Source organism: Burkholderia sp. A2, from assembly GCF_001729305.1.
In the GTDB taxonomy this organism is placed as follows: domain Bacteria; phylum Pseudomonadota; class Gammaproteobacteria; order Burkholderiales; family Burkholderiaceae; genus Burkholderia; species Burkholderia sola.
This window is the reverse complement of sequence record NZ_LZXX01000090.1, coordinates 486,939-511,557: the sequence shown is the minus strand read 5'-3', so window position 1 is coordinate 511,557 and position 24,619 is coordinate 486,939. Positions and strand designations below refer to the sequence as shown.

Annotated in this window: 24 protein-coding genes; 15 read left to right on the top strand and 9 right to left on the bottom strand. The window is 65.1% G+C overall.

Translation table 11 applies throughout. The annotated features are described in order from the left end of the window. The first annotated feature begins 9 nt into the window (after positions 1-9). The 4 genes from A9Z05_RS34695 to A9Z05_RS14270 all read left to right on the top strand — a co-directional run bounded on the left by A9Z05_RS34695 (position 10) and on the right by A9Z05_RS14270 (position 3,981). A complete protein-coding gene (locus A9Z05_RS34695; protein ID WP_141723415.1) occupies positions 10-834 on the top strand; it encodes an Imm49 family immunity protein in 825 nt (274 codons plus the stop codon). A 244-nt stretch (positions 835-1,078) separates the two neighbouring features. Continuing rightward, entirely contained in the window at positions 1,079-1,564 is a 486-nt protein-coding gene (locus tag A9Z05_RS14280) for an Imm5 family immunity protein (protein WP_069618639.1), read from the top strand. Positions 1,565-2,139: 575 nt separating this feature from the next. Then, positions 2,140-3,072, top strand: a complete 933-nt coding sequence (locus A9Z05_RS14275) for a hypothetical protein (protein ID WP_084044247.1) — start codon at positions 2,140-2,142, stop codon at positions 3,070-3,072. A 90-nt stretch (positions 3,073-3,162) separates the two neighbouring features. Then, positions 3,163-3,981: a hypothetical protein gene (locus A9Z05_RS14270; RefSeq protein WP_069618638.1), complete on the top strand. Its 819-nt coding sequence runs from the start codon at positions 3,163-3,165 to the stop codon at positions 3,979-3,981. Positions 3,982-4,108: 127 nt separating this feature from the next. Here A9Z05_RS14270 and argG read toward each other — a convergent pair whose 3' ends face one another. From argG to A9Z05_RS14255, 3 genes are all read right to left on the bottom strand, one after another. Continuing rightward, complete coding sequence (gene argG, locus A9Z05_RS14265) at positions 4,109-5,446, bottom strand: argininosuccinate synthase (protein WP_050018060.1); 1,338 nt, start codon at positions 5,444-5,446, stop codon at positions 4,109-4,111. A gap of 319 nt (positions 5,447-5,765) precedes the next feature. Continuing rightward, complete coding sequence (locus A9Z05_RS14260; RefSeq protein WP_069618637.1) at positions 5,766-6,836, bottom strand: FUSC family protein; 1,071 nt, start codon at positions 6,834-6,836, stop codon at positions 5,766-5,768. A 188-nt stretch (positions 6,837-7,024) separates the two neighbouring features. After that, a complete protein-coding gene (locus A9Z05_RS14255) occupies positions 7,025-8,557 on the bottom strand; it encodes a diguanylate cyclase (RefSeq protein ID WP_069618636.1) in 1,533 nt (510 codons plus the stop codon). Here A9Z05_RS14255 and A9Z05_RS36925 point away from each other — a divergent pair. The 5 genes from A9Z05_RS36925 (at position 8,496) to A9Z05_RS14235 (ending at position 13,277) form a co-directional block, all read left to right on the top strand. Further along, the gene (locus tag A9Z05_RS36925) at positions 8,496-8,738 is read left to right on the top strand and encodes a hypothetical protein (protein WP_176730198.1); all 243 of its coding nucleotides are present in this window, start codon (positions 8,496-8,498) and stop codon (positions 8,736-8,738) included. The two genes, A9Z05_RS14255 and A9Z05_RS36925, sit on opposite strands and share 62 nt — an antisense overlap. A gap of 404 nt (positions 8,739-9,142) precedes the next feature. After that, positions 9,143-10,678, top strand: coding sequence for an amino acid permease (locus A9Z05_RS14250; RefSeq protein WP_069618635.1), 1,536 nt, complete (start codon positions 9,143-9,145; stop codon positions 10,676-10,678). Between the two features lie 264 nt (positions 10,679-10,942). Beyond that, on the top strand, positions 10,943-11,188 hold the full coding sequence (locus tag A9Z05_RS14245; RefSeq protein ID WP_069618634.1) for a DUF3717 domain-containing protein: 246 nt from the start codon (positions 10,943-10,945) through the stop codon (positions 11,186-11,188). Between the two features lie 264 nt (positions 11,189-11,452). After that, positions 11,453-12,370, top strand: a complete 918-nt coding sequence (locus A9Z05_RS14240; RefSeq protein ID WP_069618633.1) for a LysR family transcriptional regulator — start codon at positions 11,453-11,455, stop codon at positions 12,368-12,370. Between the two features lie 109 nt (positions 12,371-12,479). Then, on the top strand, positions 12,480-13,277 hold the full coding sequence (locus A9Z05_RS14235; RefSeq protein WP_069618632.1) for an alpha/beta fold hydrolase: 798 nt from the start codon (positions 12,480-12,482) through the stop codon (positions 13,275-13,277). Positions 13,278-13,317: 40 nt separating this feature from the next. Here A9Z05_RS14235 and A9Z05_RS14230 read toward each other — a convergent pair whose 3' ends face one another. Next, entirely contained in the window at positions 13,318-13,671 is a 354-nt protein-coding gene (locus tag A9Z05_RS14230; RefSeq protein ID WP_006482519.1) for a hypothetical protein, read from the bottom strand. 250 nt (positions 13,672-13,921) lie between these two features. Further along, positions 13,922-14,542 carry a TetR/AcrR family transcriptional regulator gene (locus tag A9Z05_RS14225; RefSeq protein ID WP_069618631.1) on the bottom strand — a complete coding sequence of 207 codons (621 nt, stop codon included), beginning with the start codon at positions 14,540-14,542 and terminating at the stop codon, positions 13,922-13,924. Positions 14,543-14,636: 94 nt separating this feature from the next. On the opposite strand from A9Z05_RS14225, the gene A9Z05_RS14220 reads away from it, so the two are divergent. Then, positions 14,637-15,878, top strand: coding sequence for a glycosyltransferase (locus A9Z05_RS14220; protein WP_069618630.1), 1,242 nt, complete (start codon positions 14,637-14,639; stop codon positions 15,876-15,878). A 15-nt stretch (positions 15,879-15,893) separates the two neighbouring features. On the opposite strand, the gene hutC is transcribed toward A9Z05_RS14220, so the two are convergent. From hutC to A9Z05_RS14205, 3 genes are all read right to left on the bottom strand, one after another. Continuing rightward, complete coding sequence (gene hutC / locus A9Z05_RS14215) at positions 15,894-16,589, bottom strand: histidine utilization repressor (protein WP_069618629.1); 696 nt, start codon at positions 16,587-16,589, stop codon at positions 15,894-15,896. 180 nt (positions 16,590-16,769) lie between these two features. Then, entirely contained in the window at positions 16,770-17,897 is a 1,128-nt protein-coding gene (locus A9Z05_RS14210) for a porin (RefSeq protein ID WP_069618628.1), read from the bottom strand. A 129-nt stretch (positions 17,898-18,026) separates the two neighbouring features. Beyond that, positions 18,027-18,341, bottom strand: a complete 315-nt coding sequence (locus A9Z05_RS14205; protein ID WP_084044246.1) for a hypothetical protein — start codon at positions 18,339-18,341, stop codon at positions 18,027-18,029. Between the two features lie 749 nt (positions 18,342-19,090). Here A9Z05_RS14205 and A9Z05_RS14195 point away from each other — a divergent pair. From A9Z05_RS14195 to A9Z05_RS14180, 4 genes are all read left to right on the top strand, one after another. After that, positions 19,091-19,780, top strand: coding sequence for an ABC transporter permease (locus tag A9Z05_RS14195; protein ID WP_050018072.1), 690 nt, complete (start codon positions 19,091-19,093; stop codon positions 19,778-19,780). Then, positions 19,777-20,490, top strand: coding sequence for an ABC transporter permease (locus A9Z05_RS14190; RefSeq protein ID WP_069618625.1), 714 nt, complete (start codon positions 19,777-19,779; stop codon positions 20,488-20,490). The genes A9Z05_RS14195 and A9Z05_RS14190 overlap by 4 nt, the downstream gene beginning before the upstream one ends. Before the next feature lie 33 nt (positions 20,491-20,523). Next, the gene (locus A9Z05_RS14185; protein ID WP_069618624.1) at positions 20,524-21,291 is read left to right on the top strand and encodes an ABC transporter ATP-binding protein; all 768 of its coding nucleotides are present in this window, start codon (positions 20,524-20,526) and stop codon (positions 21,289-21,291) included. 80 nt (positions 21,292-21,371) lie between these two features. Further along, positions 21,372-21,806, top strand: coding sequence for a cupin domain-containing protein (locus A9Z05_RS14180; RefSeq protein WP_069618623.1), 435 nt, complete (start codon positions 21,372-21,374; stop codon positions 21,804-21,806). A 365-nt stretch (positions 21,807-22,171) separates the two neighbouring features. On the opposite strand, the gene A9Z05_RS14175 is transcribed toward A9Z05_RS14180, so the two are convergent. Next, positions 22,172-23,536: a polyhydroxyalkanoate depolymerase gene (locus A9Z05_RS14175; RefSeq protein WP_069618622.1), complete on the bottom strand. Its 1,365-nt coding sequence runs from the start codon at positions 23,534-23,536 to the stop codon at positions 22,172-22,174. Positions 23,537-23,820: 284 nt separating this feature from the next. Between A9Z05_RS14175 and A9Z05_RS14170 the strand changes: the two genes are divergently transcribed. Then, positions 23,821-24,483, top strand: coding sequence for a glutathione S-transferase family protein (locus A9Z05_RS14170; protein WP_069618621.1), 663 nt, complete (start codon positions 23,821-23,823; stop codon positions 24,481-24,483). The last annotated feature ends 136 nt before the right edge of the window (positions 24,484-24,619 follow it).

The following is a 24,619-nucleotide window of genomic DNA, read 5'->3' as shown; positions in this document are numbered from 1 at the left end:
GAGAGATTTGTGACGAAAATTCCAGCTACCGAGGAAGCGGCTAATCGGTTGAATCATGTCTTGAAGAGGCGTGCGTTCGATGTTTCGAGTGGAGTGCTGGATAATTGTATCGCCAATATAGAAGGTGATTTGGGTGATCCATCCGGATGTCTGCGCACGTTAATGAGTTATGCAGAGGCGTCGGCAATTTCGGTATGGTACGAGACTGGCGATGTTGCGACCTTCAAGCAATGGTTCTATGTCCGTGCGAAGCTGGAGTATATTCTCTCGCAGCCAAAATATAATGAGCCTATTGGTACATTGGCATATGAGCGCAGGGCGATTAATGGTATTTATTATTTGATTTCTGGTCATGAGGGGTTGCTTGATTGGTATGGTGGAATTGATTCTGAATTTGACGTAAAGAGAGTAAATAACCATAATTTATTTGATTTTTGGACGGAGCAGTTTTTTGTTGCGCTGCGTGGGGATTGGGACGTTTTGAGGGAGCGCTGCGAGCGAGTAATTTCAAATCCTCCGAGGGGCGGTAGGGAGAGGAAATTTCTGGTTGATCATAGATTTTATTTGGCACTTGCGGAGGGGGATGTTAATGGGATGGAGGTCGCGCTTGGTGAATTGGTTTCGCCGAAATCAATTTGCAAGCGTGCATCTCTGGACGGAGGGTTCTTTGCCGACTTAATTTGTGCTCCAGCGGTTATTTATAGCAAACTTGCTTGGCGAAATGGTTATAAGGTGGATGTTGATAGTGCATACGTGCCGAAGGAGTGGATGTCGGAAATTGGGCCGAAGGCATATTTCGATGAATTTGAGTTTATGTCGAAATATGTGATTTGAACGAGTTTTGTTTCATTGAGGGATTGTCTGATTTTCAAGAGGAATGTGAAACCCAGTTGATCTTTCAGCATTGTTGGTGCCGTTGGTCGCGGAGAGTCAAAACAAGCGATGCGCATTCCGCAACATTTGTCCAACGCATTATCGACGGCTGCGATATTGATTACGACAGAGGGTGAACTCCCGCCTGCCGTCCGGAAAGACCTTCTTCAATTGATCGAAGCTCTATCGGTGACCGAACACGCCGATGCGGGGGTACTTACGCTGCGCGCGATTGGCTGTGATCTGTGCGAGAGAGGTGCTAGACCGGCTGAGTCCGTATGCGAGCGTGTTGACGGCGGCCGAAGCGATCCTGGCGAGCGGCATCGACGCGTTATCGGGTCAATTCGATCTGCCCACCCTCGAAATAGCCAACGGCGAGTACCACACGAAGGTTATCGATCTGTTCGAACATGGCGAACCGGCCTTTGTCTCCGTTTATGCGGGCATGGCCGTCTTCTCGGCGATCAATACGATTTTGTACGACACGAACTTCGATGTGGTCGGCGAAAGCGAAAAGAGCGTACCTCCAGACGATTGGGGCGCCGACTATTACGCAGCGCTTGCGGTGTCGGGCAGTGCGATCTGGGAAGCCACGGGAGGCGCCGAACGCCGTCGATCATACTGGCTCTGGTACTTGCAAAACGCTGTTCCGCTAGCCTGGGACGTTCTTGTGCCGCTGCGTCGTGACTGAAGCGTTTTCCCGATCGACAGATTGAATTAAAAAAACGCGGTTTGACTTCATCGCCCGAGCCAACGGCCGAGCGAGAGGGCTTATGGAGCGCCGGAACAAAGCCCCCTAGAAAATTCCCTCGATAAACCCACCCTAAAGAAATCCCCACCACCGCCGTTACCTTCCTCGGCAGCTCAAAAAAGTATTATTAGAGCCGTAGAACCAAACCACACGACCAGATAACCGAGGGGGCGCGCGGCCGGCGAAGCCGTGCGCAGTATAGAAGATGGGATGCACCGATTCGATTGGGCGCGCAGGCACCGGGGGCTGGCGCGCGCTGCGCCTTTGCCTTGCCGCGGCATGCCTGCTGCTGCACGCGGTTCTCACCGCTGCGTACACGTTCCCGCACGACCACTCCTCCACGCTCGTCCCCGTCGTGCCGAATCTCCGACAACCGACGCCCCCCTCATCGCGCTTCCCCAACACATCACCCCAAGCACCCAACATCGCTCGAGGAGGCCCACGTAACCCACCAGAAAAGTAACGCGATTCGAATCTAGACCACTAAAAAAGCATCAAAAAAATCGAGGATTGAATTGAACAAGCATTCCCTTTGCCTGCTGGCAGCAGCCGCAATCTCGGTATTCGTTGTCGCCGGTTGCGGCGGCGGTGACGGCTCGTCGAACGCAAGCAGCGGCACGCCCGCCAACACCGGCGGCGCCAATAACGCAGCCAGCACACCGTCCGTCGCGTCCACACCGCTCGCAGCAGCCCCCGCAAGCGCCCCCGTCGCATCGTCACAGCCGGTGACGGTCGGCGAGGCACTGCCCAGCCTGACGACCCCGCAAACCGGTTCGACGGCCGCAACGGCAACCGGCCCGGTCGGGATCTGGTCGGCATCCGGCAACCTCGGCTACTCGACGATCGCCCTGATCGACCCGCACAACAACCTGAGCACGCTCAATCTGCTCGGATCGTTCGTGATGTCCGACGATTTCTCGACCCTGACCGTCAACGGTTCGACGTGGTCGCTCGCGCCGGGTATCAACTTTGCAGGAACGAGCGGCATCGTCACGAAGATCGATTCGGGCTCGGGCGCATACAGCCCGCAGCAGACGTTGTCCGGCACGATCAGCCGCAACGGTACGGCGTCGAATTTCGCGTGGACCTACAACGCCGCGAACGCACTGGCCGTCACGCAGGACAGCGTGGTGGGCACGTGGGCGACGACCAACGCGTCGTTCGCGATTGCATCGGGCGGTACGCTCACCGGCACGCTGAGCGGTTGCAACCTGAGCGGCACGCTGCTGCTTTCCACGCCCGGCTCGAACCAGAACATGTACGACATGACGGTGACCGCCTCCGCGTCGACGGGCTGCAAGCTGCCGGCCGGCGTTCCGCTGTCGGGCAGCGCCGCGATCATGTTCGTGCCGATCACGGGAACCAACGGCTTCAAGCGCTCGATCCTCTACGTGCTGCGCGCGGCTGATTACAGCTTCATCGCGTACGGTCAGGTGATCAAACAATAAACGCACGGCCGAGCCGCACACGGCGCGTCGACGCACCGCGTGCGGCGGCCCGATGAATACGTTCCGTCAACAACGAAAGCCACTCATCCAATGAAGAACTTCTCCAAAGCCACCCTGTTCGGTTGCGGCCTGCTCGTGACGCTGCTGTCCGGCTGCACCACGCTGCCGAATACCGACATGAAACCCGAGGCGCGTCAGAAGCTGCATTCGATCGCGATGCTCGACGTCACCGAGCCGAAGCGTGTCTCGGTCCTCAATCTCGGCGGCGCGGCGGGCGGGTTCGGCCTGATCGGCGCGCTCGCGCAAGTGGCCGTCAACGCGAGCCATACGAGCACGTACACGGATCACGTGGCGGCCGGCAAGATCGTGTTCGCACCGGACATCGCGGAAGGCGTGGCGGGCCGCCTCACCGGCAACGGCTATCAGGTCGTGAAGCTGGACGGCCAGAAGGTGAAGCTCTCCGATGACGGCAAGTCGGACGACTACTCGGCGATCCAGACCGACGCGGATGCGATCATGAACGTGTGGTTCACGTCGTTCGGCTATATCTCGCCGCCCCAGCAGCTCGACTACATTCCGTGGGTCGTCATCCGCGCGCGCATTCTCGACGCGAAGACGAAGCAGGACCTCTATTACAAGACGTTCGCGTGCGGCTACGACGTCAAGGCGAACAGCGTCCACATCGACAGCGATTTCGCATACACGTACGGCAGCTTCAGCGATCTCGAGAAGAATTTCGACAAGTCGGTGGAAGGGATCAAATCGTGCGAGAAGTCGGTCGCGGACATGATCGGTCGGGATCTGGCCCGTACGCCGGCGCCTGCCACTGCTGCCACGACGATGACGACGCCTGCAGCCGCTGCGACGTCCACTGCCACAGCCACAGCCACGGCGTCGAACAAACTTTGACGCGCCTGCAGGATCGTCGCGATATGCGCTGCGAATCCGGCAGTGCTTGAAGAAAAAGCGGGAAGGGAAGTACTGCATGCAGCCGGGCGGTTGTCACGCCGCCCGGCCGCTCGCGAAAGCGACTGGCTTACTTGTCGCTATCGCCCTTGATCTGCGGCAGCGCCGACGCTTCGCCCGGCGTCAGCAGCCCGACTTGCGAATACACACGCAGCTTGTCGCGCGTATCGGTGATGTCGAGATTGCGCATCGTCAGCTGGCCGATCCGGTCGCGCGGCGAGAACGTCGACGCCACCTTCTCCATCGACAGGCGTTCCGGCTGATACGTGAGGTTCGGCGACTTCGTGCTCAGGATCGAGTAGTCGTTGCCGCGGCGCAGTTCGATCTTCACTTCGCCGGTGATCGCGCGTGCGACCCAGCGTTGTGCCGTTTCGCGCAGCATGATCGCCTGCGGGTCGAACCAGCGGCCTTGATACAGCAGGCGGCCGAGGCGGCGACCGTTCTCGCGGTACTGCTCGATCGTGTCTTCGTTGTGGATGCCGGTGACGAGACGCTCGTACGCGATGTACAGCAGCGCGAGGCCCGGGGCTTCGTAGATGCCGCGGCTCTTCGCCTCGATGATGCGGTTCTCGATCTGGTCGCTCATGCCGAGGCCGTGGCGGCCGCCGATGCGGTTCGCTTCCAGCAGCAGCTCGACCTGATCCTTGAACTCGACGCCGTTCAGCGCGACCGGCTGGCCGGCTTCGAAGCGCACCGTCACTTCCTCGGCGGCGATCTTCACGTCGTCGCGCCAGAACGCGACGCCCATGATCGGGTTCACGATCTTGATGCCGCTTTCGAGGCTTTCGAGGTCCTTCGCTTCGTGCGTCGCGCCGAGCAGGTTCGAATCGGTCGAATACGCCTTCTCGGCCGACATCTTGTACGCGAAGCCGGCCTGGTTCATGAATTCGGACATTTCGGCGCGGCCGCCGAGCTCGTCGATGAACGTCTGGTCGAGCCACGGCTTGTAGATCTTCAGATCCGGGTTCACGAGCAGGCCGTAGCGGTAGAAGCGCTCGATGTCGTTGCCTTTGTACGTGCTGCCGTCGCCCCAGATGTTGACGCCGTCTTCCTTCATCGCGGCGACGAGCATCGTGCCCGTCACGGCGCGGCCGATCGGCGTCGTGTTGAAGTACGTGACGCCGGCGGTCGTGATGTGGAACGCGCCGCTTTGCAGCGCCGCGATGCCTTCGGCGACGAGCTGCGCGCGGCAGTCGATCAGGCGGGCGCCGGCTGCGCCGTATTCGATCGCGCGTTTCGGGATCGCGTCGTAATCGTCTTCGTCGGGCTGGCCGAGGTTCGCCGTGTATGCGTACGGGACGGCGCCCTTCAGTTTCATCCAGTGCAGCGCGGCGCTGGTGTCCAGGCCGCCGGAGAAGGCGATACCGACCTTCTGGCCGGTCGGGAGGCTTTCGAGAATCGTGCTCATAGGAATTACCGTGGATTGAAGCCGGTGGGATCGTATTTCGCGGAATATGCGAGTATCGGCTGTCCGCGAAGTTGGGGCAAGGGCTGATTTTGGTGCGGAACCGTCGTCGCGCCTGTCGCGGCGGGCCTGACAGGCGGTTAACCGGCTGGAGAACACCGGGCTGGACGGTGTTGCATCGCAGCCGAAACGTGCGCTGAAGGGCTGGGCCGCCGCCGAGTTTCCGGGGCCGGATCGGCGGTCAACCCGGCGTTCCCCGTCGCCAGCGCATCGCCTCGTTGCACAGAAAGGCATATGAAAGCATGGCGCGTGAAATCGGAACTCAGATATTCCACGACCGCGCGGTATCGAGCAGCCGCTCGCGCAACTGGTCGACTTCGCCGGCCAGCTTGGCCGTGATCGATACGTAGCCGGACAACTGCGGCGGCGGCGCGTCGGGCGGCGGCTCGGCCGGCCGGCGGCGCGCCGCGAGCCGGCTCGGCGTGCCGAACTTGAGCGCACGGCTCGCGCCGATCAGCGTGTCGCGGATGCGCCGGTTCACGCCCTTCATCTCGACGCGCACGTATTCGCGGGCCGCCACGTCGTCGGAGGCCGGCAGCGCGCTCGACAGGATCTCCAGATACCCGATGCACAGGCGCAGGCTGCGCTGGATCGCCTCGAGCTGCGCCATCGACGTCTCGCATTCCTTCGACACCGACGGCATCAGCGAGCGCAACTGCACGAGCAGCGCGCTCAGCGCGGCCATTTCCTTCAGGTGCGCGTCGTCGCTCACGTGGCGGTCGCCCGCGAGCCGCGCATGCACGGCCGCGCACGCGCGCAGCGCGTCGGCGAGCTTGTAGCGCCAGGAATAGGTCGCGTAGAGCGGCAGCGCGAACGAGAACGCCAGCGCGATCGCGATGCCGACCAGCACGTTCACCGCGCGCCACAGGCCGTCGACGATCTCGTTGTCGCCGTGTCCGGCGACGATCACCATCGTGATCGCCGACAGCAGCGCGATGTAGCCGGCCTTGCCGATCGCGTGATACGCGCAGACGCCGCACCCGACGGCCATCAGCAGGTAGATCGCGAACGGCGCATGCAGGAACGAGTAGAGGAGGATCAGCCCGAGGCCCGCCAGCGCGCCGATCGACGTGCCCAGCGCGCGTTCGGCCGCCTTCTTGCGGATGTTGCCGTGATGCTGCAGCCCGCCGACGACGATCAGCACGGTGATCGTCGACCATTCGCCATGCGGCACGTTCAGCCCGGTGGACAGCGCGATCGACACGAGAATCGCGAGCGCGACGCGCGCCGCGTGGATCAGCTTCGCGTGCCGGTAGCGGCGGTACGGGTCGAGCAGCGGGCGGAGCGCGTGGCGCACGAGCGGCGGCAGTCGGGTCGGGAGCGGGGCGGTCATGACGGAGCGGGAGTGGCGGGAACGCGCACGGCGGCGTGCGCGGGCCGGCGCCGCGCCGCATGCGCAGCTGACGTAACGCTAGCCGAACGCGCGCGGGCTGTCCACGGCGAGGCCGCCGGGCAGTGGCCGTGCGGCAGGTGGCCGCATCCGATCACGCGGCCCGCCGGATCGCATCGCCTTAGTGTGCTTCAAGCGTCGGCCGCGCTCGATTGCGCGTCCAGCACGCGGTTGCGGCCGCCGGATTTCGCGCGGTACAGCGCTTCGTCGGCACGCCGCAGCAGCGTCGCGGCGTTCATCCGGCCGTCGGCGGCGGTGGCCGTGCCGATGCTGGCCGTGACGCACCCGTACGGGCTCTTCACGTGTTCGATGTCGAGTTCCGCGATCGCGCGCCGGATGCCTTCGGCGACGGTTGCCGCGCCCGGCGCGTCGGTGTCGGGCAGCGTGACGACGAATTCCTCGCCGCCGTAGCGCGCGACGTGATCGCTGTCGCGGCGCAGGCTGCGCGTCAGCGATTGTGCGACCTGGCGCAGCACGTCGTCGCCGGCCGGGTGGCCGTAGTAGTCGTTGAATGCCTTGAAGTGGTCGACGTCGACGAACAGCACGGACAACGGGCGGCCGCTGCGCGACGCGCGCTGCGCCTCCTTCGCGAGCACCGTGTCGAACGTGCCGCGATTGTCGAGGCCGGTCAGCGAATCGGTGTGCGCGAGCCGGTACAGCTTCGATTCGGCGTCCTGCCGGCGCTTCAGCTCGCGCGACAGCGCGAGCGAGCCCCACGCGATGAACGCCGTGAACAGGCTCATCAGCACGACGGTCCAGATCGCGCGGTGGCGCCACGCCGCGTAGACGTCGATCTCGGCGGGCGCGACGTCGACGATCAGCGGCAGCCCGGCGAGATGCTTGTAAACATAGATGCGCCGCACGCCGTCGATGGCGCCGACACCGGTCAGCTCGCCGGCGCGGCCGCGCTGCGCGTCGATGAACAACGGCGAGTCGTGCAGGTCGAGACCGACCACCCGCGTGTCGTAAGGCAGGCGCGACACGAGCGTGCCGTTGTCCTCGACGATCGCGGCGCTGCCGTGCCGGCCGACCGCGAGGCCGTCGAGCAGCGCGCGGAAGTAGTCGATGCTGAGCGTGCCGACGACGATTCCGCCGAACGTGCCGTCGGGCCGGTTGATCCGGCGGCTCAGCGCGATCGTCAGCGCGCCGCCGCGCAGCCGCGACGCGTACGGCCGGCTGATGTAGAGGCCGGGGGCGAGCCGGTCGCGATGCACGGCGAAATAGTCGCGGTCGGCGAAATTGCCTTGCCGCGCGGGCGACGCGCTCGAATCGATCGCGATATTGCCGTGCGCATCCATCACGAAAATCGAGCCGAGATAGGCGCCGGTGGCCGCGCGGTCGAACAGCAGCCGGTGGCGCTGGCGCGGCGGCAAGGTCATCAGTTCCGGATCGGCCATGCCGTCGACGACGTTTTGCAGCGACAAATCGTAGAGTTCGATATTGCGCGCGATATCGCGTTCGATCAGCAGCATCAGGTTGCGCGCGTTTTCTACCGCATGGCCATATGCGTCGCGTCGCGCCTCGATTAATAGCGACGTGGAAAGTCCCCAACTGAACATCAGCAGGACGATGCCCGCCACGAGTACGCCGCGGGGCGACAGAATGCGTGCCACGATCGACGCGGTATGGCGGCGCAGCGTGGCGGGCAGCGGGAATGACTTCATCCTCGGGGGCAGCGGGCGGCGGCTACTCGCGTCGTTGGCGGTTCCGCGCGCGGATTATTTCGAATTAAGCGTCATTATCCCGCGAAATCCTGAAATTCGCGTGCACATGCAAAACATGCATGTGAACGGCGTCATTCGCAGCGGTGACGCATCATTACCGCATTGCACGCGGGAAACTTGATTTGAATCAATTGACAGTAGTGTCGGTCTTTTTGTCTGATTAATCGTGTAATCATCAGTCGATTTTGCCTATTGCCGCGGCATTTGGCGGATCGGGACAGGATTACAGGGTCTCGGAGGAATCGAAAATCGAATGACCCGATCGTCGTCGTGGTTTTGCAAGGGTGCGGGGAAATGGCGACGGCCGGCGCGGCCAACCCGTTGATTTCGCGAAATCCCGGCGTGGCGGCAGGCGGCGCGACCTCGGCTGCCCCTATCGAATCAGGTAGAATCCGCGCTTCGCCGCAGGCGCCCGCCGCGCAACGCGTATCGGGGCCGCATCGAATGCATCGCAGGACGCGCACCGCGCTCCGATTCCGCATGCGCCGGCTACGGATGCCGGCTCGCTCAACGTTCGTCTCGTTTATGTCCGCCATTCCGAATTCCGACCCACCCGGTTCGCCCGCGAACCCACCCAAGCTTCATCGCGCGCTGAAGGCGCGCCACCTAACGATGATCGCCATCGGCGGCTCGATCGGCACGGGCCTGTTCGTCGCGTCCGGCGCCTCCATCTCGCAGGCCGGCCCCGGCGGCGCGATGGTCGCGTACATGCTGATCGGCCTGATGGTCTACTTCCTGATGACGAGCCTCGGCGAGATGGCCGCGTTCATGCCGGTGTCCGGCTCGTTCGCGACCTACGGCGCGAAATACGTCGACGAAGGCTTCGGCTTCGCGCTCGGCTGGAACTACTGGTACAACTGGGCGGTGACGATCGCGGTGGAGCTCGTCGCCGCGCAGCTCGTGATGCATTACTGGTTTCCGGACGTGCCGGGCGTGTGGTGGAGCGCGGCGTTCCTCGCCGTGATGTTCCTGCTCAATGCGCTCACCGTGCGCGGCTTCGGGGAAGCCGAATACTGGTTCGCGCTGATCAAGGTCGTCACGGTGGTCGCGTTCATCGGCGTTGGCCTGCTGATGATCTTCGGCATTCTCAAGGGTGCGCCGGCGAATGGCTGGGGCAACCTGACGATCGGCGACGCGCCGTTCGCGGGCGGCCTGCCGGCGCTGATGGGCGTCGCGATGATCGCGGGCTTCTCGTTCCAGGGCACCGAGCTGATCGGCGTCGCGGCCGGCGAATCGGAGCATCCGCGCACGACGATCCCGCGCGCGGTGCGCCAGGTGTTCTGGCGGATCCTGCTGTTCTACGTGTTCGCGATTTTCGTGATCGGCGTGCTGATTCCGTATACCGACCCGAACCTGCTGAAGACGGACGTGACCGACATCGGCGTGAGCCCGTTCACGCTCGTGTTCCGCCATGCGGGCCTCGCGTTCGCGGCCGGCGTGATGAACGCGGTGATCCTGACGGCCGTGCTGTCGGCCGGCAACTCGGGCATGTATGCATCCACGCGGATGCTCTACAACCTCGCCACCGAAGGCCGCGCGCCGAAGGTGTTCGCGAAGCTGTCGCCGGGCGGCGTGCCGCGCAACGCGCTGTACGCAACCACCGCCGTCGGCGCGCTGTGCTTCTTCACGTCGCTGTACGGCGACAAGACCGTGTACCTGTGGCTGCTGAACACGTCGGGGATGACGGGCTTCATCGCGTGGCTCGGCATCGCGGTCAGCCACTACCGGTTCCGCAAGGGGTACGTGAAGCAGGGTTATTCGCTCGACCAGTTGCCGTATCAGTCGAAGTGGTTCCCGTTCGGCCCGCTGTTCGCGTTCGTGCTGTGCCTCGTGATCGCGCTCGGCCAGGATTACCAGGCGTTCCTCGCGAACCGGATCGACTGGGCCGGCGTGACGGCGACCTATGTCGGCATTCCGCTGTTCGTGGTCGTGTGGCTCGGTTTCCGGCTCCTGAAGAAGAGCCGGTTCGTGCGCTACGAGGACATGGAGATCGCGCCGTGGATCGCCGCGAATCGCGGCGCGCAGCGGCAGCCGGTGGCGAACCGCGAAACCGTGGGCTGACGCCGGCGCCGCACGCAGCCGCGTGACGGACGACGAAACGGGAAGCCGCGCGCTTCCCGTTTTTTTTGCCCGGCTTTTGCCTGCGCGGGGTCAAAGCCGGTTATATTGCCCGACCCTACCGGGCCGCGGCCCGGCCGGCGCGACAGGCGCGGCGCGGATCGGCATCCGGCGCGCGCGGCGCGCGGCGGCCGGCGACACGCCCGGCGTTTTCATCGCTCCACCCGGGCCGGCATGGCCCGCGGAGCGCGCAACCCAGAGGAATTCATGAGCGCATCACCCGCCGAGCGGAAGGCCGGACCCGTTTCCATCGTGCGAATCGAAGCCGCGATCAACGCGTGGCGCGAAGTGTACCCGCCGGCGCCGAACGGCGAGGACGGCTACGCGCTCGACGCCGGCAGCAACTGCCTGGCCGAGCTGTACGGCACGATGATCTGCTATCAGTTGCCCGACGTGCCGCTCGACTCGCTGAGCCACGAGCAGCGCGACGCGCTGTATGCGACCGAGGTGTGATGCGGTCGGCACGATGCCGCGGCGCGGCGTCGGTGAACGAACGGGAAGCCTCGCGGCTTCCCGTTTTGCTTTGCGCGGCCCCGGACGTCGCCGCGAGCACCACGCTGCTCGAGCCGGGATCGGCGCCGGCTGAGGTATCGTGACGGGAGCGGGCAGCAGGCGATCGAGAAGGCCGGTACGGATAGCCGACGAGGGCGACCGTTGCGGGCGCTGTCCGCGCGGTGCCGGATGAGCGTCCGTTGCCTGTCCCGGGAGGATTCGAACATGGAGTTGAGACACCTCCGCTACTTCGTCGCGGTAGCCGAAGAGCGGAATTTCACGCGGGCGGCGGAACGGCTGCATATCGCGCAGCCGCCGCTGAGCCGGCAGATCCAGCAGCTCGAGGACGCGCTCGGCGTGCCGCTGTTCGAGCGCACCGCGCGGCCGCTGAAGCTGACCGATGCCGGGCGCTTCTTCTATTCGCACGCGGTGCAGTTGCTCGCGCAGACCACCGAGCTCGAATCGATGACGAAGCGGGTCGGCAAGATCGAGCGCAGCATGTCGGTCGGTTTCGTCGGCTCGACGCTGTACGGGATGCTGCCGAAGATCATCCGGCGCTTTCGCAGCGAATATCCGGCCGTGGAGCTGAGCCTGCACGAGATGTCGACGATGGACCAGATCAAGGCGCTGAAGGAAGGGCGCATCGACGTCGGGTTCGGGCGCATCCGCCACGAGGATCCGAGCGTGCGCCGCGTCGTGCTGCGCGAGGAGCGGATGATCGTCGCGCTGCCGGTCGGCCACGTGCTCGACAGCGCGAAGCCCGTGCTGTCGCTGCACGATCTCGTGAACGACACGCTGATCATCTTTCCGAAGGCGCCGCGCCCGAGCTACGCGGACCAGGTGCTCGCGGCCTTCCACGATCGCGCGCTGCAACCGCGCAGGATCTACGAGACGCGCGAACTGCAGATCGCGCTCGGCCTCGTCGCGATGGGCGAGGGCGTGTCCGTCGTGCCGCACAGCGTGTACGGGCTCAAGCGCGACGACATCAGCTACAAGCCGCTCGACGATCCGAACCTCGTGTCGCCGATCATCATGAGCATGCGGATGCTCGACGAATCGGAGGACATTCGCGCGATGCAGGCGCTGATCTACCGGCTGTACGACGAAGCGCAGATGGAGTACCTGCCGCCGCAGCCCGAATGAGCGCGTGGGCGATAGGGGCTTGCTTGACGCTGCGCGCGCCGGCAGGCCACCATGTCCCGATTCGACGCGGCCGCCGACGGGCGGCCGCTTTCAAGCAGACGACCGACACATGACCGATATCGTGACCGAGGAGACGACCGTCGGGACGCCGCAAGGGCGTCTCTTTGCGAAACGCTGGCGTGCGGGGCCGGCGCGGCACGCGGCCGCGCCGATCGTGCTGCTGCACGATTCGCTCGGCTGCGTCGATCTGTGGCGCGACTTTCCCGCGCAACTCGCACGCGCGACGCAACGCGACGTGATCGCCTACGACCGTCTCGGTTTCGGCCGTTCGGATCGTCATCCGGCAGCGCTTGGCACGACGTTCGTGCGCGACGAGGCCGATCACGCGTTCGTCGCGGTGCTGGAGCAGCTCGGCGTCGATGCGTTCGTCGCGTTCGGGCACAGCGTCGGCGGCGGGATGGCGGTCGGCTGTGCGGCCGCGCATCCGGCGCGTTGCCGGGCCCTCGTGACGGTCGCCGCGCAGGCGTTCGTCGAGGATCGCACGCTGGCCGGCATTCGCGACGCGGGGCGACAGTTCGACGAGCCGGGGCAGCTCGACCGGCTCGCGCGCTATCACGGCGACAAGGCCGAATGGGTGCTTCGCGCGTGGGTCGACACGTGGCTGTCGCCGGCGTTTCGCGACTGGAGTCTCGACGACGACCTGCCGCGCGTGCAGTGTGCGACGCTCGCGATTCACGGCGAAGACGACGAATACGGCTCGGACGTGCATCCGAAGCGGATCGCCGCGCGCGTCGCGGGGCCGTCGTCGTTCCTGTTGCTCGCTCGCTGCGGACACATGCCGCATCGCGAGCGAACGGACGACGTGCTGGCCGCCGTCGCGACGGGGCTGCGCGACGCGCGCGCCTGAGCGCGCTTGCCGTCGCCAGCGGGCGGACGCCCGCCGGCGATCAGAACGAAAGCTGGATCGCGAGATCGATCGCCAGCAATACGATCGAGAGACCGATGCCGAGAATCACGTTTGGCAACCGGTGTTCGAAATCGCGGTGATCCTTGCGCATCGCGGCGCCGAGCAGGAAGATCGCCTCGACGACGATCTGCAGCCCGACGAACAGCAGCATCAGCAGATACTCGTAGCCCATCTGCTTGAACGCGACGAATTGCATCCCGTGATCGCGGATCCACTGGCCGACGCGCAGCAGTTCGTAGACGAACAGCAACGCAGGGAACAGGTAACTGATGAAGTAGGTCGGCGCGGTGGCGTGCCGTAGTTCGAGGTGGAAGTGCTGATGCGTGGTAGCCATCACAACCCTCCTTGCAACGCGTGATTGCGGTCGCGACGGCGGCGCGTGTCGCGTGCAAACGACGGGATTGCCCGATGCACAGTGCGCAGCCGTACCGCATCAGCATACTGCTGCACGGGAAATTTGGCATGCGAAGCGTGCGTTCGTTGTAACAATGTGTATGCGGCGTGCGACGCGTTGGCTGCGTCCCGCTGCCCGTGGCGCTGCGTTGCGCGGTTACGCGACGCTCTTCCGGGCGCTGGTGCACGCGTCACCGTTTCGCTTCGGCGCCTTCGATAAACAGCTTCGCAATCGACTGAAACTCCCGTTTCAGCGACAGCCCCGGCACGGTCAGCCAGCGCAGCATCGCCGCGAGATACAGGTGATGGAACCAGGTCGCGAGCTGATCGGCCCGCAGCGTGCCGTTCAGTTCGCCGGCCTGCTGGCCGGCTGCGATCAGTTGCTGCCACACCAGTGCGATGTCGCTGCCGTTCTCTCCCGCACGCTCCGGTTCGGCTGCGCCGATACTCGGGAAGCGGTGCCGCAGGTACGCGAGCAGATACACCGGATGTTGTTCGCACCACGCGGCCGACGCGTCGAGCACGCAGCCGATCCGCGATGCAAAGGTCTTGCGCCGCGCGACGTCCTGCTGCAGATGCGCGAGATCGCGCGCGAGCTCGCCTTCGAGCCAGTGCGCGAGCACGGCTTCCTTCGTCGGAAAGTGGTTGTACAGCGTGCGTTTCGCGACATCGGCCTGCGCGGCGATCTGCTCCATCGTGACGGCATCGTAGCCGTGTGCATCGAACAGGCGCGCGCCGGTCGCGGCAAGATGCGCGAGCATCTGGATGCGTTTGCGCGCGCGGCGGCCCGGATCGTCGGTCGGAATCGTCATGGCAGGGGATTGACTGAAAGTGTGCGGATTGCATTAGTATACGACGTGCACTTTTTTGAATCCAACCTTTTCCGCCGTGCACGAGGAGTCCTGCATGAAACTCGTCATCGCCACCTACGGCACCGAAGGCGACACGCGCCCGCTCGCGGCGCTCGGCCGCGCGCTGATCGATGCCGGCCACGACGTTCGCTTGCTCGCCGACGCGGCGACGCTCGGGGCGGCGGCCGCGCTCGGCGTGCCGTCGGCGCCGCTGTCCGGCGATATCCGCCGCGCGATCGCGCCGGAAGGCGCGCTGGCCGATGCGGTGCGCGGGCGCGGCGGCTTCACCGATACGTCGAAGGCGCTCGCGGCGATCGCGAATGCGAACACGGCCGCGTGGATGCGTGAAGTGGCGGACGCGTCGGCCGGCTGCGACGCGCTGCTCGTGTCGGGGCTCGCGTCGTTCGTCGGGTTGTCGGTCGCCGAATATCGCCGCATACCGGCGATCGGCACGGGCATGATCCCGATCACGCCCACTGCGGAATTCGCGTCGCCGTTCCTGCCGCCGGGCAAGTTGCCGCGCGGGCTGAATCGCGCGAGCCATCGGTTCGTGAATGCGCTGCTGTGGCAGGCGTTCAGGAAGTCGACCAACGCCGCGCGCGCCAGCGTATGCGGGTTGCCGCCACGCAAGCGCGTGTGGACCGATCATCCGATGCTGTATGGCGTCTCGCCCGCGCTGCTGTCCGGCCCGGCCGACTGGCCGGCGAACGCGCAGGCCTGTGGCCAGTGGCGGATCGATGCGCGCGCGTGGGCGCCGCCGCCCGAACTCGCGACGTTTCTCGACGCGGGCGACCCGCCCGTGTACGTCGGTTTCGGCAGCATGGCCGGCTTCGATCGCGCGGCGATGGCCGCGGCGCTGACGCACGCGCTGGCCGGCCGGCGCGCACTGTTTTATCCGGGCTGGAGCGGCATCGACGCGTCGCTGCTGCCGGCGCACGTTCGCGTGATCGGCGATACGCCGCACGACTGGCTGTTCCCGCGCGTCGCGATGGCGGTTCATCACGGCGGCTCGGGCACCACGCATTCGGCCGCCCGGGCCGGCATTCCGTCGGTTGTCGTACCGTTCGCGGGCGATCAGTTCTTCTGGGCGAACCGGCTGCAACGGCTCGGTGTCGCGGATGCGCCGGTGCCGGGCCGGCGCATGGAGGCTGCCGCGCTGGCGCGAGCCATCGCGTTTGCCGAACGGAGCGAGACGAAGGCGCGCGCGACGGAACTCGGTGCGCGTCTGGCGCAAGAAGCAGGCTTGGAGCGGGCCGTCAGTGCGATCGAACGATGGGCGCAACCGCGCGCGAGGTAAGCCCGCGCATCGGCATCAGAAATGCCCGGTGAACCGATAGCGGCTGCCCGGGTGCCACAGATTGGCGACCGATGCGACGAGCCCCTGCGACCACGTGCGCCGATGCAGCAGCAGGCACGGCTCGCGGTCGTCCATCGTCAGGTGGCGGCGCGTGTCGGCGTCGGGCATCGCGGCCTCGATCCGGTATTCGACGCGCTGCAGCGGCGCGACGCGCGTCAGGTATTGGTTCGGCGTCGTCGTCGTGAAGTCCTGTAGCGCGTATTCGGGCGCGCAGGCCGGATTGACCCAGCGTTCCTCGAGTTGCACGGGCGTGTCGTTCTCGAAGTGCAGCACGCGCGAATGGAAGATCGGGCTGCCGGTGTCGAGCTGCAGCTCGTCGGCGAGCTTCGCATCGGCGACGGCCGCGCCGACCAGCAGTACCTGCGCGCGATAGCCGTGGCCGCGCGCGGCGACTTCGTCGGAGATGCTGCGGATCGCGACGAGCGTCGATTCGTATTTCGGCGACGCGACATAGGTGCCGGAGCCGCGCGTGCGCGTGAGCACCTGTTCGGCCGTCAGCTCGCGCAGCGCGCGGTTGACGGTCATCCGCGCGACGTTGAATTCGCGCGCGAGCTCGTTCTCCGACGGCACCTGGTCGCCTTCCGCCCATTCGCCGGCATGAATGCGCGCGAGGATGAAGTCCTTGATTTCCTGATAGATCGGTGTGGTCATGGGATCACGATTCAGAGTCGGCAGCGGGCCGCCGCCGAATGCCGATCCGGCGCGCGCCCGGCGCCGAGTGTACCGGTTTCGCGGGCGTGCCGGCCCGGATTCCCCGAATGATCCCTGTTCGGCCGGCGCGCGTCCATGCGGGATTGCACAGAGCGGCCGGCCTTCGACGGCCGCGCGCGGTCAGAACCGATGCCGGATGCCGACCGTTGCGACCACCTGCGTGCCGGTCGACGAAGCCGCGAGCCCCGTGACGTTCGCGAACCCGAGCGTCGCGCCCGACGACACGCCGAACTGGTGCTGGTACACGGTTTCCGCATACACGTCGGTGCGCTTGCTCAGCGCGTAGTCGGCCATCAGCGTCACCTGGTGCCACTTCGGCCGGTGGCTGTCGGTCGCGTCATCGTAGCGGCCGTCGGTGAACGTATAGGCGCCCGCGAACGAGACGGCCGGCGTCAGCGCATAGCGTGCGTTGACTTCGTAGTTGTCGAAGCGCAACGCGTTCAGCGCGCCGGGCAGCGACGACGCGGCCGTCTCGTCGAACATCGTATGCGTCCACAACGCGCCGATCGTCAGCCGGTCGAACGCGTAGCTGCCGCCGGCGCCCATCACGCGCTGCCGGACGGCCGGGAAGTTCGGCGCGTCGTTCGTCGACAGTGCGCCGCCGGCCGTCAGGCCGCCGCGGTTCAGTTGCAGGTACGCGGCGCCGATGCTGACCGGCCCGTTCGCATACGACACACCCGCGCTGTATGCGCGGTTGTTCGCGAAGCCGCCGGCCGCGTTGCCGAACCCGTACAGGCCGCCGAACTGCCAGCCGGCGAGCGTGGGGCTCGTGTATTTCACCGCGTTGTCGATGTAGAACGAATCGTCGAGGTTGTCGTTGTCGAACGGATGCGACGCGAGGTTGTTGCCGTCGCCGTTGTTCGCCATCGCGAGCGGGCCGAGATAGTCGACCACGGCGTCGTACTGGCGGCCGAGCGTCAGCGTGCCGTACTGATCGCTCTGCAGGCCGACGTACGCACGGCGGCCGAACATCGTGTTTCGATAGGACTGCGTGCCGTTGTTCAGGTTGAAGCCGCTTTCGAGCCGGAACAGCGCATGCAGGCCGCCGCCGAGATCCTCGTTGCCGTTCAGCCCGAAGACCGTATTCGACAGCAGCCCGCTGCCTTGCTGCCACGCGCTCTTGCCCGACTGGTTGTTCGTATAGGCGATACCGGCATCCAGCATCCCGTAGAGCGTGACGCTGCTTTGCGCATGCGCGGCGGCGCCGATGAATGCGAGCGAGAGGGTACCGACGACTGCTTTTTTCATTGCGTATGTTTCCTGGAAAGGCCCGTTGCGACGGGAACGGCGATCCGTCACGCGCCCGTGCGGACACGCGTGTGCGAATCGATGAAAGGGGAGCGCGTGACGCGTGTCACGCGTGGCGGTGGACGCCGGCTAATGCAGGAGCAGGCGGATCGTGCCGAATTCGGCGGCCGGCAGCACGCGCAGGATCGACAGGATCGCGGGCGACGCCTGCGACCGCGCGACTTCGAGTTCGATGCATGCGCACCCGGTGCGGCTGTCGATCGCGGCCGTGTAGCAGTTGAGCGCGGCGCCGACGGCCTGATGCAACTGGCGCCGCACGAGCGCGAGGTTGTCCGATTCGACGCGGATCGACAGCAGCACGAGTGCGTCGGTGGGAGAGCGGCGCCGCGAACGATCGGGCGGCAGCGTGCGTGAAGCAGCGGAATCGGCTCTGGTCGGTTTCATGTGCTCATCCCCGGTCGCAGCGGGCTCCGCACCGCGGAGATCTCGTCCTGGACATGGCCCCCATTCTAGAAATCGCCGTGGCGAGACGGTGTATAGACTCGCCGCGCGCCTGCAAAGGATGCGTAAACGTGCCGGGCCGTGCCGGCCAAGAGCGGAAGGCATGACGAGCGCGGTGGTGGGTCTGTCGTTGGATGACTCGGCCGACGAAGTCTAGACAGCTGCCGCGCACTGTCCGGCCACCTCCATACGCGGCGAGAAAGCTGTCATTCAGCCTTGCGTAATCAGTAGTTAATTGAAAATCAAGGAAAATAAGGCTCGCTGATCCTAATCCGCCGACAATTAGAGATAAACACGGATTGCTGGCCTCCCCTCTGAAAAGGCAAAGTTGTATGTACAACTTGGGGCGTCGCCTGAACGAGCGATTTCCCGGTTGGAGGGTTCACGGCGCGCAGTCCGGCTGGAACCCCTTCCGGTTCGCCTCTGACAGGAACGCCATGAAGAAACTCGCGCTCAGTATTGCCCTCGCCTGCCTCGCGGTCGGCGCCCATGCCAAGGATGGGCCGACGATCCGCTTCGACGTCTACGGCGGCTGACCGCCCGTGCGCCGCGCATCGATCGCGGCGCGCGCCGCGTCCCTCGCGCGACGCGTCCGGCTTGATGAGCGGACGGCATCAGGTAGTGCGCAGAACTCGTTTGATGCGCGCTTAATGGCTATTGACAATCCAGCCACATCGTTCTGGATCCCTAATATGATCTTCCAAGGATTTGGCCCGCTGCTGTGGGCCGGCACGGTCGAGACCGTGAAGCTCGCGGTGCTGTCGCTCGCCGCGTCGCTGATACTCGGCCTCGCCGGCGCGGCCGCGAAACTGTCGGCCAACCGCGCGCTCAAGTCGGTCGGCACGTTCTACACGACGCTGATCCGCGCGGTGCCCGATCTCGTGTTGATGCTGCTGCTGTTCTACGGGATCCAGATCCTGCTGAACGACGTGACCGACGTGCTCGGCTGGGACCAGATCGACATCGACCCGTTCGTGGCCGGCGTCGTGACGCTCGGCTTCATCTACGGCGCGTACTTCACCGAGACGTTCCGCGGTGCGTTCCTCGCGGTGCCGCGCGGCCAGCTCGAAGCGGGCTTCGCGTACGGGATGAGCGGCTGGCGCGTGTTTTACCGCATCCTGTTCCCGCAGATGATGCGCTTCGCGCTGCCGGGCATCGGCAACAACTGGCAGGTGCTCGTGAAGGCCACCGCACTCGTGTCGATCATCGGCCTCGCCGACGTCGTGAAGGCGTCGCAGGACGCGGGCAAGAGCACGCTCGATTTCTTCTTTTTCACGCTCGCGGCGGGCGCGATCTACCTCGCGATCACGACGGTGTCCAACGTCGTGCTGCACCACCTCGAGAAACGTTATTCCGTCGGTGTCCGGAGGCTCGCACTGTGATCGAACTCGTCGGCCAGTACTGGCAAAGCTATCTCTATTCCGACGGCTACCGCTTCAGCGGCCTCGCGATCACGCTGTGGCTGCTGGTCGTGTCCATCGCGCTCGGCTTCGCGCTCGCCGTGCCGCTCGCGATCGCGCGCGCGTCGTCGAACCGCTGGATCTCCGGCCCCGTGTGGCTCTATACGTACGTGTTCCGCGGCACGCCGCTCTACGTGCAGCTGCTGATGTGCTACACGGGCATCTACAGCCTGCAGGTCGTGCACGACCACGTGCTGCTCGACACGTTCTTCCGCAACGCGATGAACTGCACGCTGCTCGCGTTCGTGCTGAACGAATGCGCGTATGCGACCGAGATCTTCGCGGGTGCGATCAAGGCGACGTCGGCCGGCGAGATCGAGGCCGGCATGGCCTATGGGATGTCGCGCTTCAAGCTCTATACGCGCATCATCCTGCCGTCCGCGCTGCGCCGCTCGCTGCCGAGCTACAGCAACGAAGTGATCCTGATGCTGCACGCGACGACGCTCGCGTTCACCGCGACCGTCCCCGACATCCTGAAGGTCACGCGCGACGTCAATTCGGCGACGTACATGTCGTTCCAGGCGTACGGCATCGCGGCCGTGCTGTACGCGGTCGTCGTGTTCGCGCTCATCTGGGCGTTCCGCAAGCTCGAGACGCGCTGGCTCGCGTACCTCGCGCCGCGCAGCCATTAATGCATTCGCAAGATCCGCAACGAAGGACCCAGCATGTACAAGCTTACCGTTGACAACCTGCACAAGAAATTCGGCGACAACGAGGTGTTGAAGGGCGTGTCGATGAAGGCGAAGGCCGGCGACGTGATCAGCATCATCGGCTCGAGCGGCTCCGGAAAAAGCACGTTCCTGCGCTGCATCAATTTCCTCGAACAGCCGTGCTCCGGGCAGATCACGATCGGCAGCGAGCCGATCCAGACCACGCGCGACCGCAACGGCTCGCTGCGCGTGGCCGACCAGAAGCAGCTGCAGCGCATGCGCACGAAGCTGTCGATGGTGTTCCAGCATTTCAACCTGTGGGCGCACATGACGGTGCTCGAGAACGTGATCGAGGCGCCGATGGCCGTGCTCGGCGTCGGCAAGGAAGAGGCGGTCGCGCGGGCGCGCAAGTACCTGGAGAAGGTAGGGCTCGCGCCGCGCGTCGAGGGTATGTACCCGTCGCACCTGTCGGGCGGCCAGCAGCAGCGCGTCGCGATCGCGCGTGCGCTTGCGATGGAGCCGGAGGTGATGCTGTTCGACGAGCCGACGTCGGCGCTCGATCCGGAGCTGGTGGGCGAAGTGCTGAAGGTGATGCAGAAGCTGGCCGAGGAAGGACGGACGATGGTCGTCGTCACGCACGAAATGGGCTTCGCGCGCAACGTGTCGAACCACGTGATCTTTCTGCATCAGGGGAAGATCGAGGAAGAGGGCGATCCGCAGCAGATCCTCGTGAATCCGAAGAGCGAGCGGCTCGGGCAGTTTCTGTCGGGGCGGTTGAAGTGAGTACGCACGGTTTCGCGCCGTCGCAAACTGGAACGCTTAATGCTTGTCTCGCGTGATCCTTTCGATGAAGGAGCACCGCGATGAGCACGCCGACCACCACCGCTTTTTCCCACGTGAAGCCGCAGGACACCGCCTATCAAGGCGAGGGCCTGCGCGACTTCTTCCTGTATCGCGATCTCGGCATCGCCGCCGCGACGAACGGCAAGGTCGTCGCGCAACTCGTCAGGGCCAATCATGCACCGGCGGCGGGCACCGGCTGGCACCGTCATGAGGCCGAGTTCCATATCGTGATCATGTTGAAGGGCTGGGCGCGCTTCATGTACGGCGACCAGGAAACGCTGGTGGCGGCCGGAGACTGCGTGCACCAGGCGCCGGGGATCGTCCACTACCTGTTCGACTACTCGCCGGACATGGAGTATCTGGAGATCGTCGGGCCTGCCGATTTCAAATCGATCGACGTCGACGGGCCGTGCGCGGTGCCGGAGCCAACGCCGTGGGGCGAGGTCGGTGCGTAGCGTGCCGGCTCGGTGTGCGTTTTCGACGAACCGCCTGCATTCAGGCGGTTTTTTATGGTCCGTCCAAATCCGCGACCGACCTTCCGCTTCCGCCTGTTGATTCGAATTCCAAACGGCCCCGAAGCTCAAGAGCCAGAAAGAAAAGAAAGACAGTCGTCAGCTTCGACCGTCGATTGACGACGCGATGTCAAAGATCATCGATTGCACGCAGATGCGGTGCACGGCCTGTCGACGCCGGGCGTTAGTCGCACGGCAAGGCCTAATCGCAACGAGCCGGCCGCGCGCGTGAGTGGTTCGATCGCGCGTCGTCCGGATGCTGCAGCAAACGTCGCCCCGCCTTTCCGGCGGGGCGATTCACCGTGTCACTACCCGCGTTCAGTCGCGTGATCCGATTGCGCTTCGGTCGCCGCATCGATCCCGGCCGTGCGCGCATCGAGCAGCGCGCGCAGCGTGACGTAATACGCGCCGCTTGTGTCGCCTTCCGCATCCGTGGTGCGATCGTACGGCTCGTTGTCGTGGATCGTCGCGCGCACGATTGGATAGATCTGCGCTTCCCATCGACTGCCGTTGAACACGCCGTAGTGCCCCACACCCGTTTGTACATGGTGCGTCTTCAGGTACGACGGTAACCCCGAACATAGTTCCTGCGCGGCGACCGTCTGGCCCACTGCGCAGATATCGTCCTTCTCGCCTTCGACCGTCAACAGCGCGGTACGATGAATCGCCGCCGGTTCGACGAGCGTGCCGCCGACCGTCAATTCGCCGCGCGCGAGCGCGTACTGCTGGAACACCTTCTCGACCGTTTCCAGATAGAACTCCGCGGTGAGGTCGGCCGTCGCGAAATATTCATCGTAGAAATGCCGCAACGTATCGGCTTTCGCGGGGTCGCCTTTCGCGCGCTCGTAGTACAGATCCGCGAACGACGCCGCATGCCGGTCCGGGTTCATCGACATGAATGCGCCGACCTGCACGAAGCCCGGATACACGCACCGCTGCGCGCCGACGAAGCCCGTCGGCACCACGCTGATCAGGTTGTGCGCGAACCACTCGATCGGCTGGCTCGTCGCGAGTTCGTTGACCTTCGTCGGATTCACGCGACAGTCGATCGGGCCGGCCATCAGCGTCAGGCTCGCCGGCTGCGCGGGATCGCCGCCGGCCGCCATCAGCGAGACTGCCGCGAGCGACGCGACGGTCGGCTGGCAGATCGCGAGCACGTGCGCGTCCGGGCCGATGTGGCGAATGAAGTCGATCACGTGCGTGACGTATTCGTCGAAACCGAAACGTCCGGCCGACAGCGGGATGTCGCGCGGGTTGTGCCAGTCGGTGATGTACACGTCGTGATCGGCCAGCATCGTGCGCACCGTGCCGCGCAGCAGCGTCGCGAAGTGCCCGGACATCGGCGCGACGATCAGCACGCGCGGCTGGCGCGCGACCGGCCGCGCCTTGCGGAAATGCAGCAGCGTCGCGAACGGGGTGGCCGCGGCCGCTTCCTCGACGATCGGCACCGTTTCGCCGTCGACGACGACCGACGCGATCCCGAACGGCGGCCGCCGGTGCGAGAACGCGCAGCATTCGAGCAGTTCGCACAGCGCATCGACCATGCGGCCTGTCGGCGTCGATGTCGCGGGCGGCCACATCGACATCGTCGCGCGCGTCGCGGCCGCCCATGCCCGCGCCGGGCGCAGGCATTCCGCAGACCATTGATAAAACGGATAGGCAAGCAGATTCATGACCGTCGCTCGTGACGCCGCATTGCAAGTAACGAGGCAAGGCGTATGCCAGCATGCGGCTGGCACGCGCGTTGCAGCGCTTCGGGAGCGCGGCGACGCGCGCGGTACGTGATGAGCTGGGCGAAGGCGATCCGTTGCCTTGCTGGCCGGGCGTGCGACACGTGTCGCGATGCCGTGCGACGTTGCGCCAGTTCGGCGTACGGACCGCACAGGCGTGGTGCGCGGTCCGACGGCGCGTCCGTTTACGGTGCAGGGGCACGAACGACATTTAGCAGGGGAGCGACATGGAATCCAACGCACGGACGACGCTGACCATCAGCAGCCGCAATTACTCGTCGTGGTCGATGCGCGGGTGGTTGCTCGCGAAGCTGAGCGGCCTCGCGTTCGAGACGATCAGCGTGCCGATCGATGCCACGTCGCGCGCCGAGCTGCTGCTGCTGTCGCCATCCATCCTCGTGCCGTGCCTGACGCACGACGGCAACGCGGTGTGGGACACGCTCGCGATTGCAGAGTACCTGAACGAGATCCGCCCGCAGGCGCGGCTGCTGCCCGACGAGCGCCACGCACGCGCGCATTGCCGGTCGATCTGCGGCGAGATGCATTCCGGCTTCAGCGCATTGCGATCCGCGCTGCCGATGAACCTGCGCGGGCATTTCCCCGGCTTCCGGATCTGGTCGCGCGCGCAGCACGACATCGAGCGGATCGTGACCATCTGGCGCGAGTGCCTGGCCGAGTACGGCGGCCCCTGGCTGTTCGGGGCGGAGATCGGCATCGCCGATGCGATGTACGCGCCGGTCGTCACGCGCTTCCTGACCTACGACGTGAAGCTCGAACCGGATATCGCCGAGTACTGCATGCGTGTCCTGGCGCATCCGTTCGTCGCCGAGTGGATCGACGCGGCGAAGGCCGAGCACGAAGACATTGACGAACTCGACATGGAGTTCTGACGCGTTCGATCGGAGCGCGCTTTCAATTTCACTACAGGTGCGCGCGACGAAACGAACGATCGATGGACCTGCGCAACTCGCAAACGTTTCACCTTGATTTCGGTTCAAAACGAGCACGAATGCCCTAAAGGGCGTT

Bases quoted from the DNA above. Each gene is read 5' to 3' on its own strand.
- A9Z05_RS14280 (WP_069618639.1), top strand. From the start codon at position 1,079: ATGCGGGGGTACTTACGCTGCGCGCGATTGGCTGTGATCTGTGCGAGA.
- A9Z05_RS14270 (WP_069618638.1), top strand. From the start codon at position 3,163: ATGAAGAACTTCTCCAAAGCCACCCTGTTCGGTTGCGGCCTGCTCGTG.
- argG (WP_050018060.1), bottom strand. From the start codon at position 5,446: ATGAGCACGATTCTCGAAAGCCTCCCGACCGGCCAGAAGGTCGGTATC.
- A9Z05_RS14260 (WP_069618637.1), bottom strand. From the start codon at position 6,836: ATGACCGCCCCGCTCCCGACCCGACTGCCGCCGCTCGTGCGCCACGCG.
- A9Z05_RS36925 (WP_176730198.1), top strand. From the start codon at position 8,496: ATGCGTGCCACGATCGACGCGGTATGGCGGCGCAGCGTGGCGGGCAGC.
- A9Z05_RS14255 (WP_069618636.1), bottom strand. From the start codon at position 8,557: ATGAAGTCATTCCCGCTGCCCGCCACGCTGCGCCGCCATACCGCGTCG.
- A9Z05_RS14250 (WP_069618635.1), top strand. From the start codon at position 9,143: ATGTCCGCCATTCCGAATTCCGACCCACCCGGTTCGCCCGCGAACCCA.
- A9Z05_RS14245 (WP_069618634.1), top strand. From the start codon at position 10,943: ATGAGCGCATCACCCGCCGAGCGGAAGGCCGGACCCGTTTCCATCGTG.
- A9Z05_RS14240 (WP_069618633.1), top strand. From the start codon at position 11,453: ATGGAGTTGAGACACCTCCGCTACTTCGTCGCGGTAGCCGAAGAGCGG.
- A9Z05_RS14235 (WP_069618632.1), top strand. From the start codon at position 12,480: ATGACCGATATCGTGACCGAGGAGACGACCGTCGGGACGCCGCAAGGG.
- A9Z05_RS14230 (WP_006482519.1), bottom strand. From the start codon at position 13,671: ATGGCTACCACGCATCAGCACTTCCACCTCGAACTACGGCACGCCACC.
- A9Z05_RS14225 (WP_069618631.1), bottom strand. From the start codon at position 14,542: ATGACGATTCCGACCGACGATCCGGGCCGCCGCGCGCGCAAACGCATC.
- A9Z05_RS14220 (WP_069618630.1), top strand. From the start codon at position 14,637: ATGAAACTCGTCATCGCCACCTACGGCACCGAAGGCGACACGCGCCCG.
- hutC (WP_069618629.1), bottom strand. From the start codon at position 16,589: ATGACCACACCGATCTATCAGGAAATCAAGGACTTCATCCTCGCGCGC.
- A9Z05_RS14210 (WP_069618628.1), bottom strand. From the start codon at position 17,897: ATGAAAAAAGCAGTCGTCGGTACCCTCTCGCTCGCATTCATCGGCGCC.
- A9Z05_RS14205 (WP_084044246.1), bottom strand. From the start codon at position 18,341: ATGAAACCGACCAGAGCCGATTCCGCTGCTTCACGCACGCTGCCGCCC.
- A9Z05_RS14195 (WP_050018072.1), top strand. From the start codon at position 19,091: ATGATCTTCCAAGGATTTGGCCCGCTGCTGTGGGCCGGCACGGTCGAG.
- A9Z05_RS14185 (WP_069618624.1), top strand. From the start codon at position 20,524: ATGTACAAGCTTACCGTTGACAACCTGCACAAGAAATTCGGCGACAAC.
- A9Z05_RS14180 (WP_069618623.1), top strand. From the start codon at position 21,372: ATGAGCACGCCGACCACCACCGCTTTTTCCCACGTGAAGCCGCAGGAC.
- A9Z05_RS14175 (WP_069618622.1), bottom strand. From the start codon at position 23,536: ATGAATCTGCTTGCCTATCCGTTTTATCAATGGTCTGCGGAATGCCTG.
- A9Z05_RS14170 (WP_069618621.1), top strand. From the start codon at position 23,821: ATGGAATCCAACGCACGGACGACGCTGACCATCAGCAGCCGCAATTAC.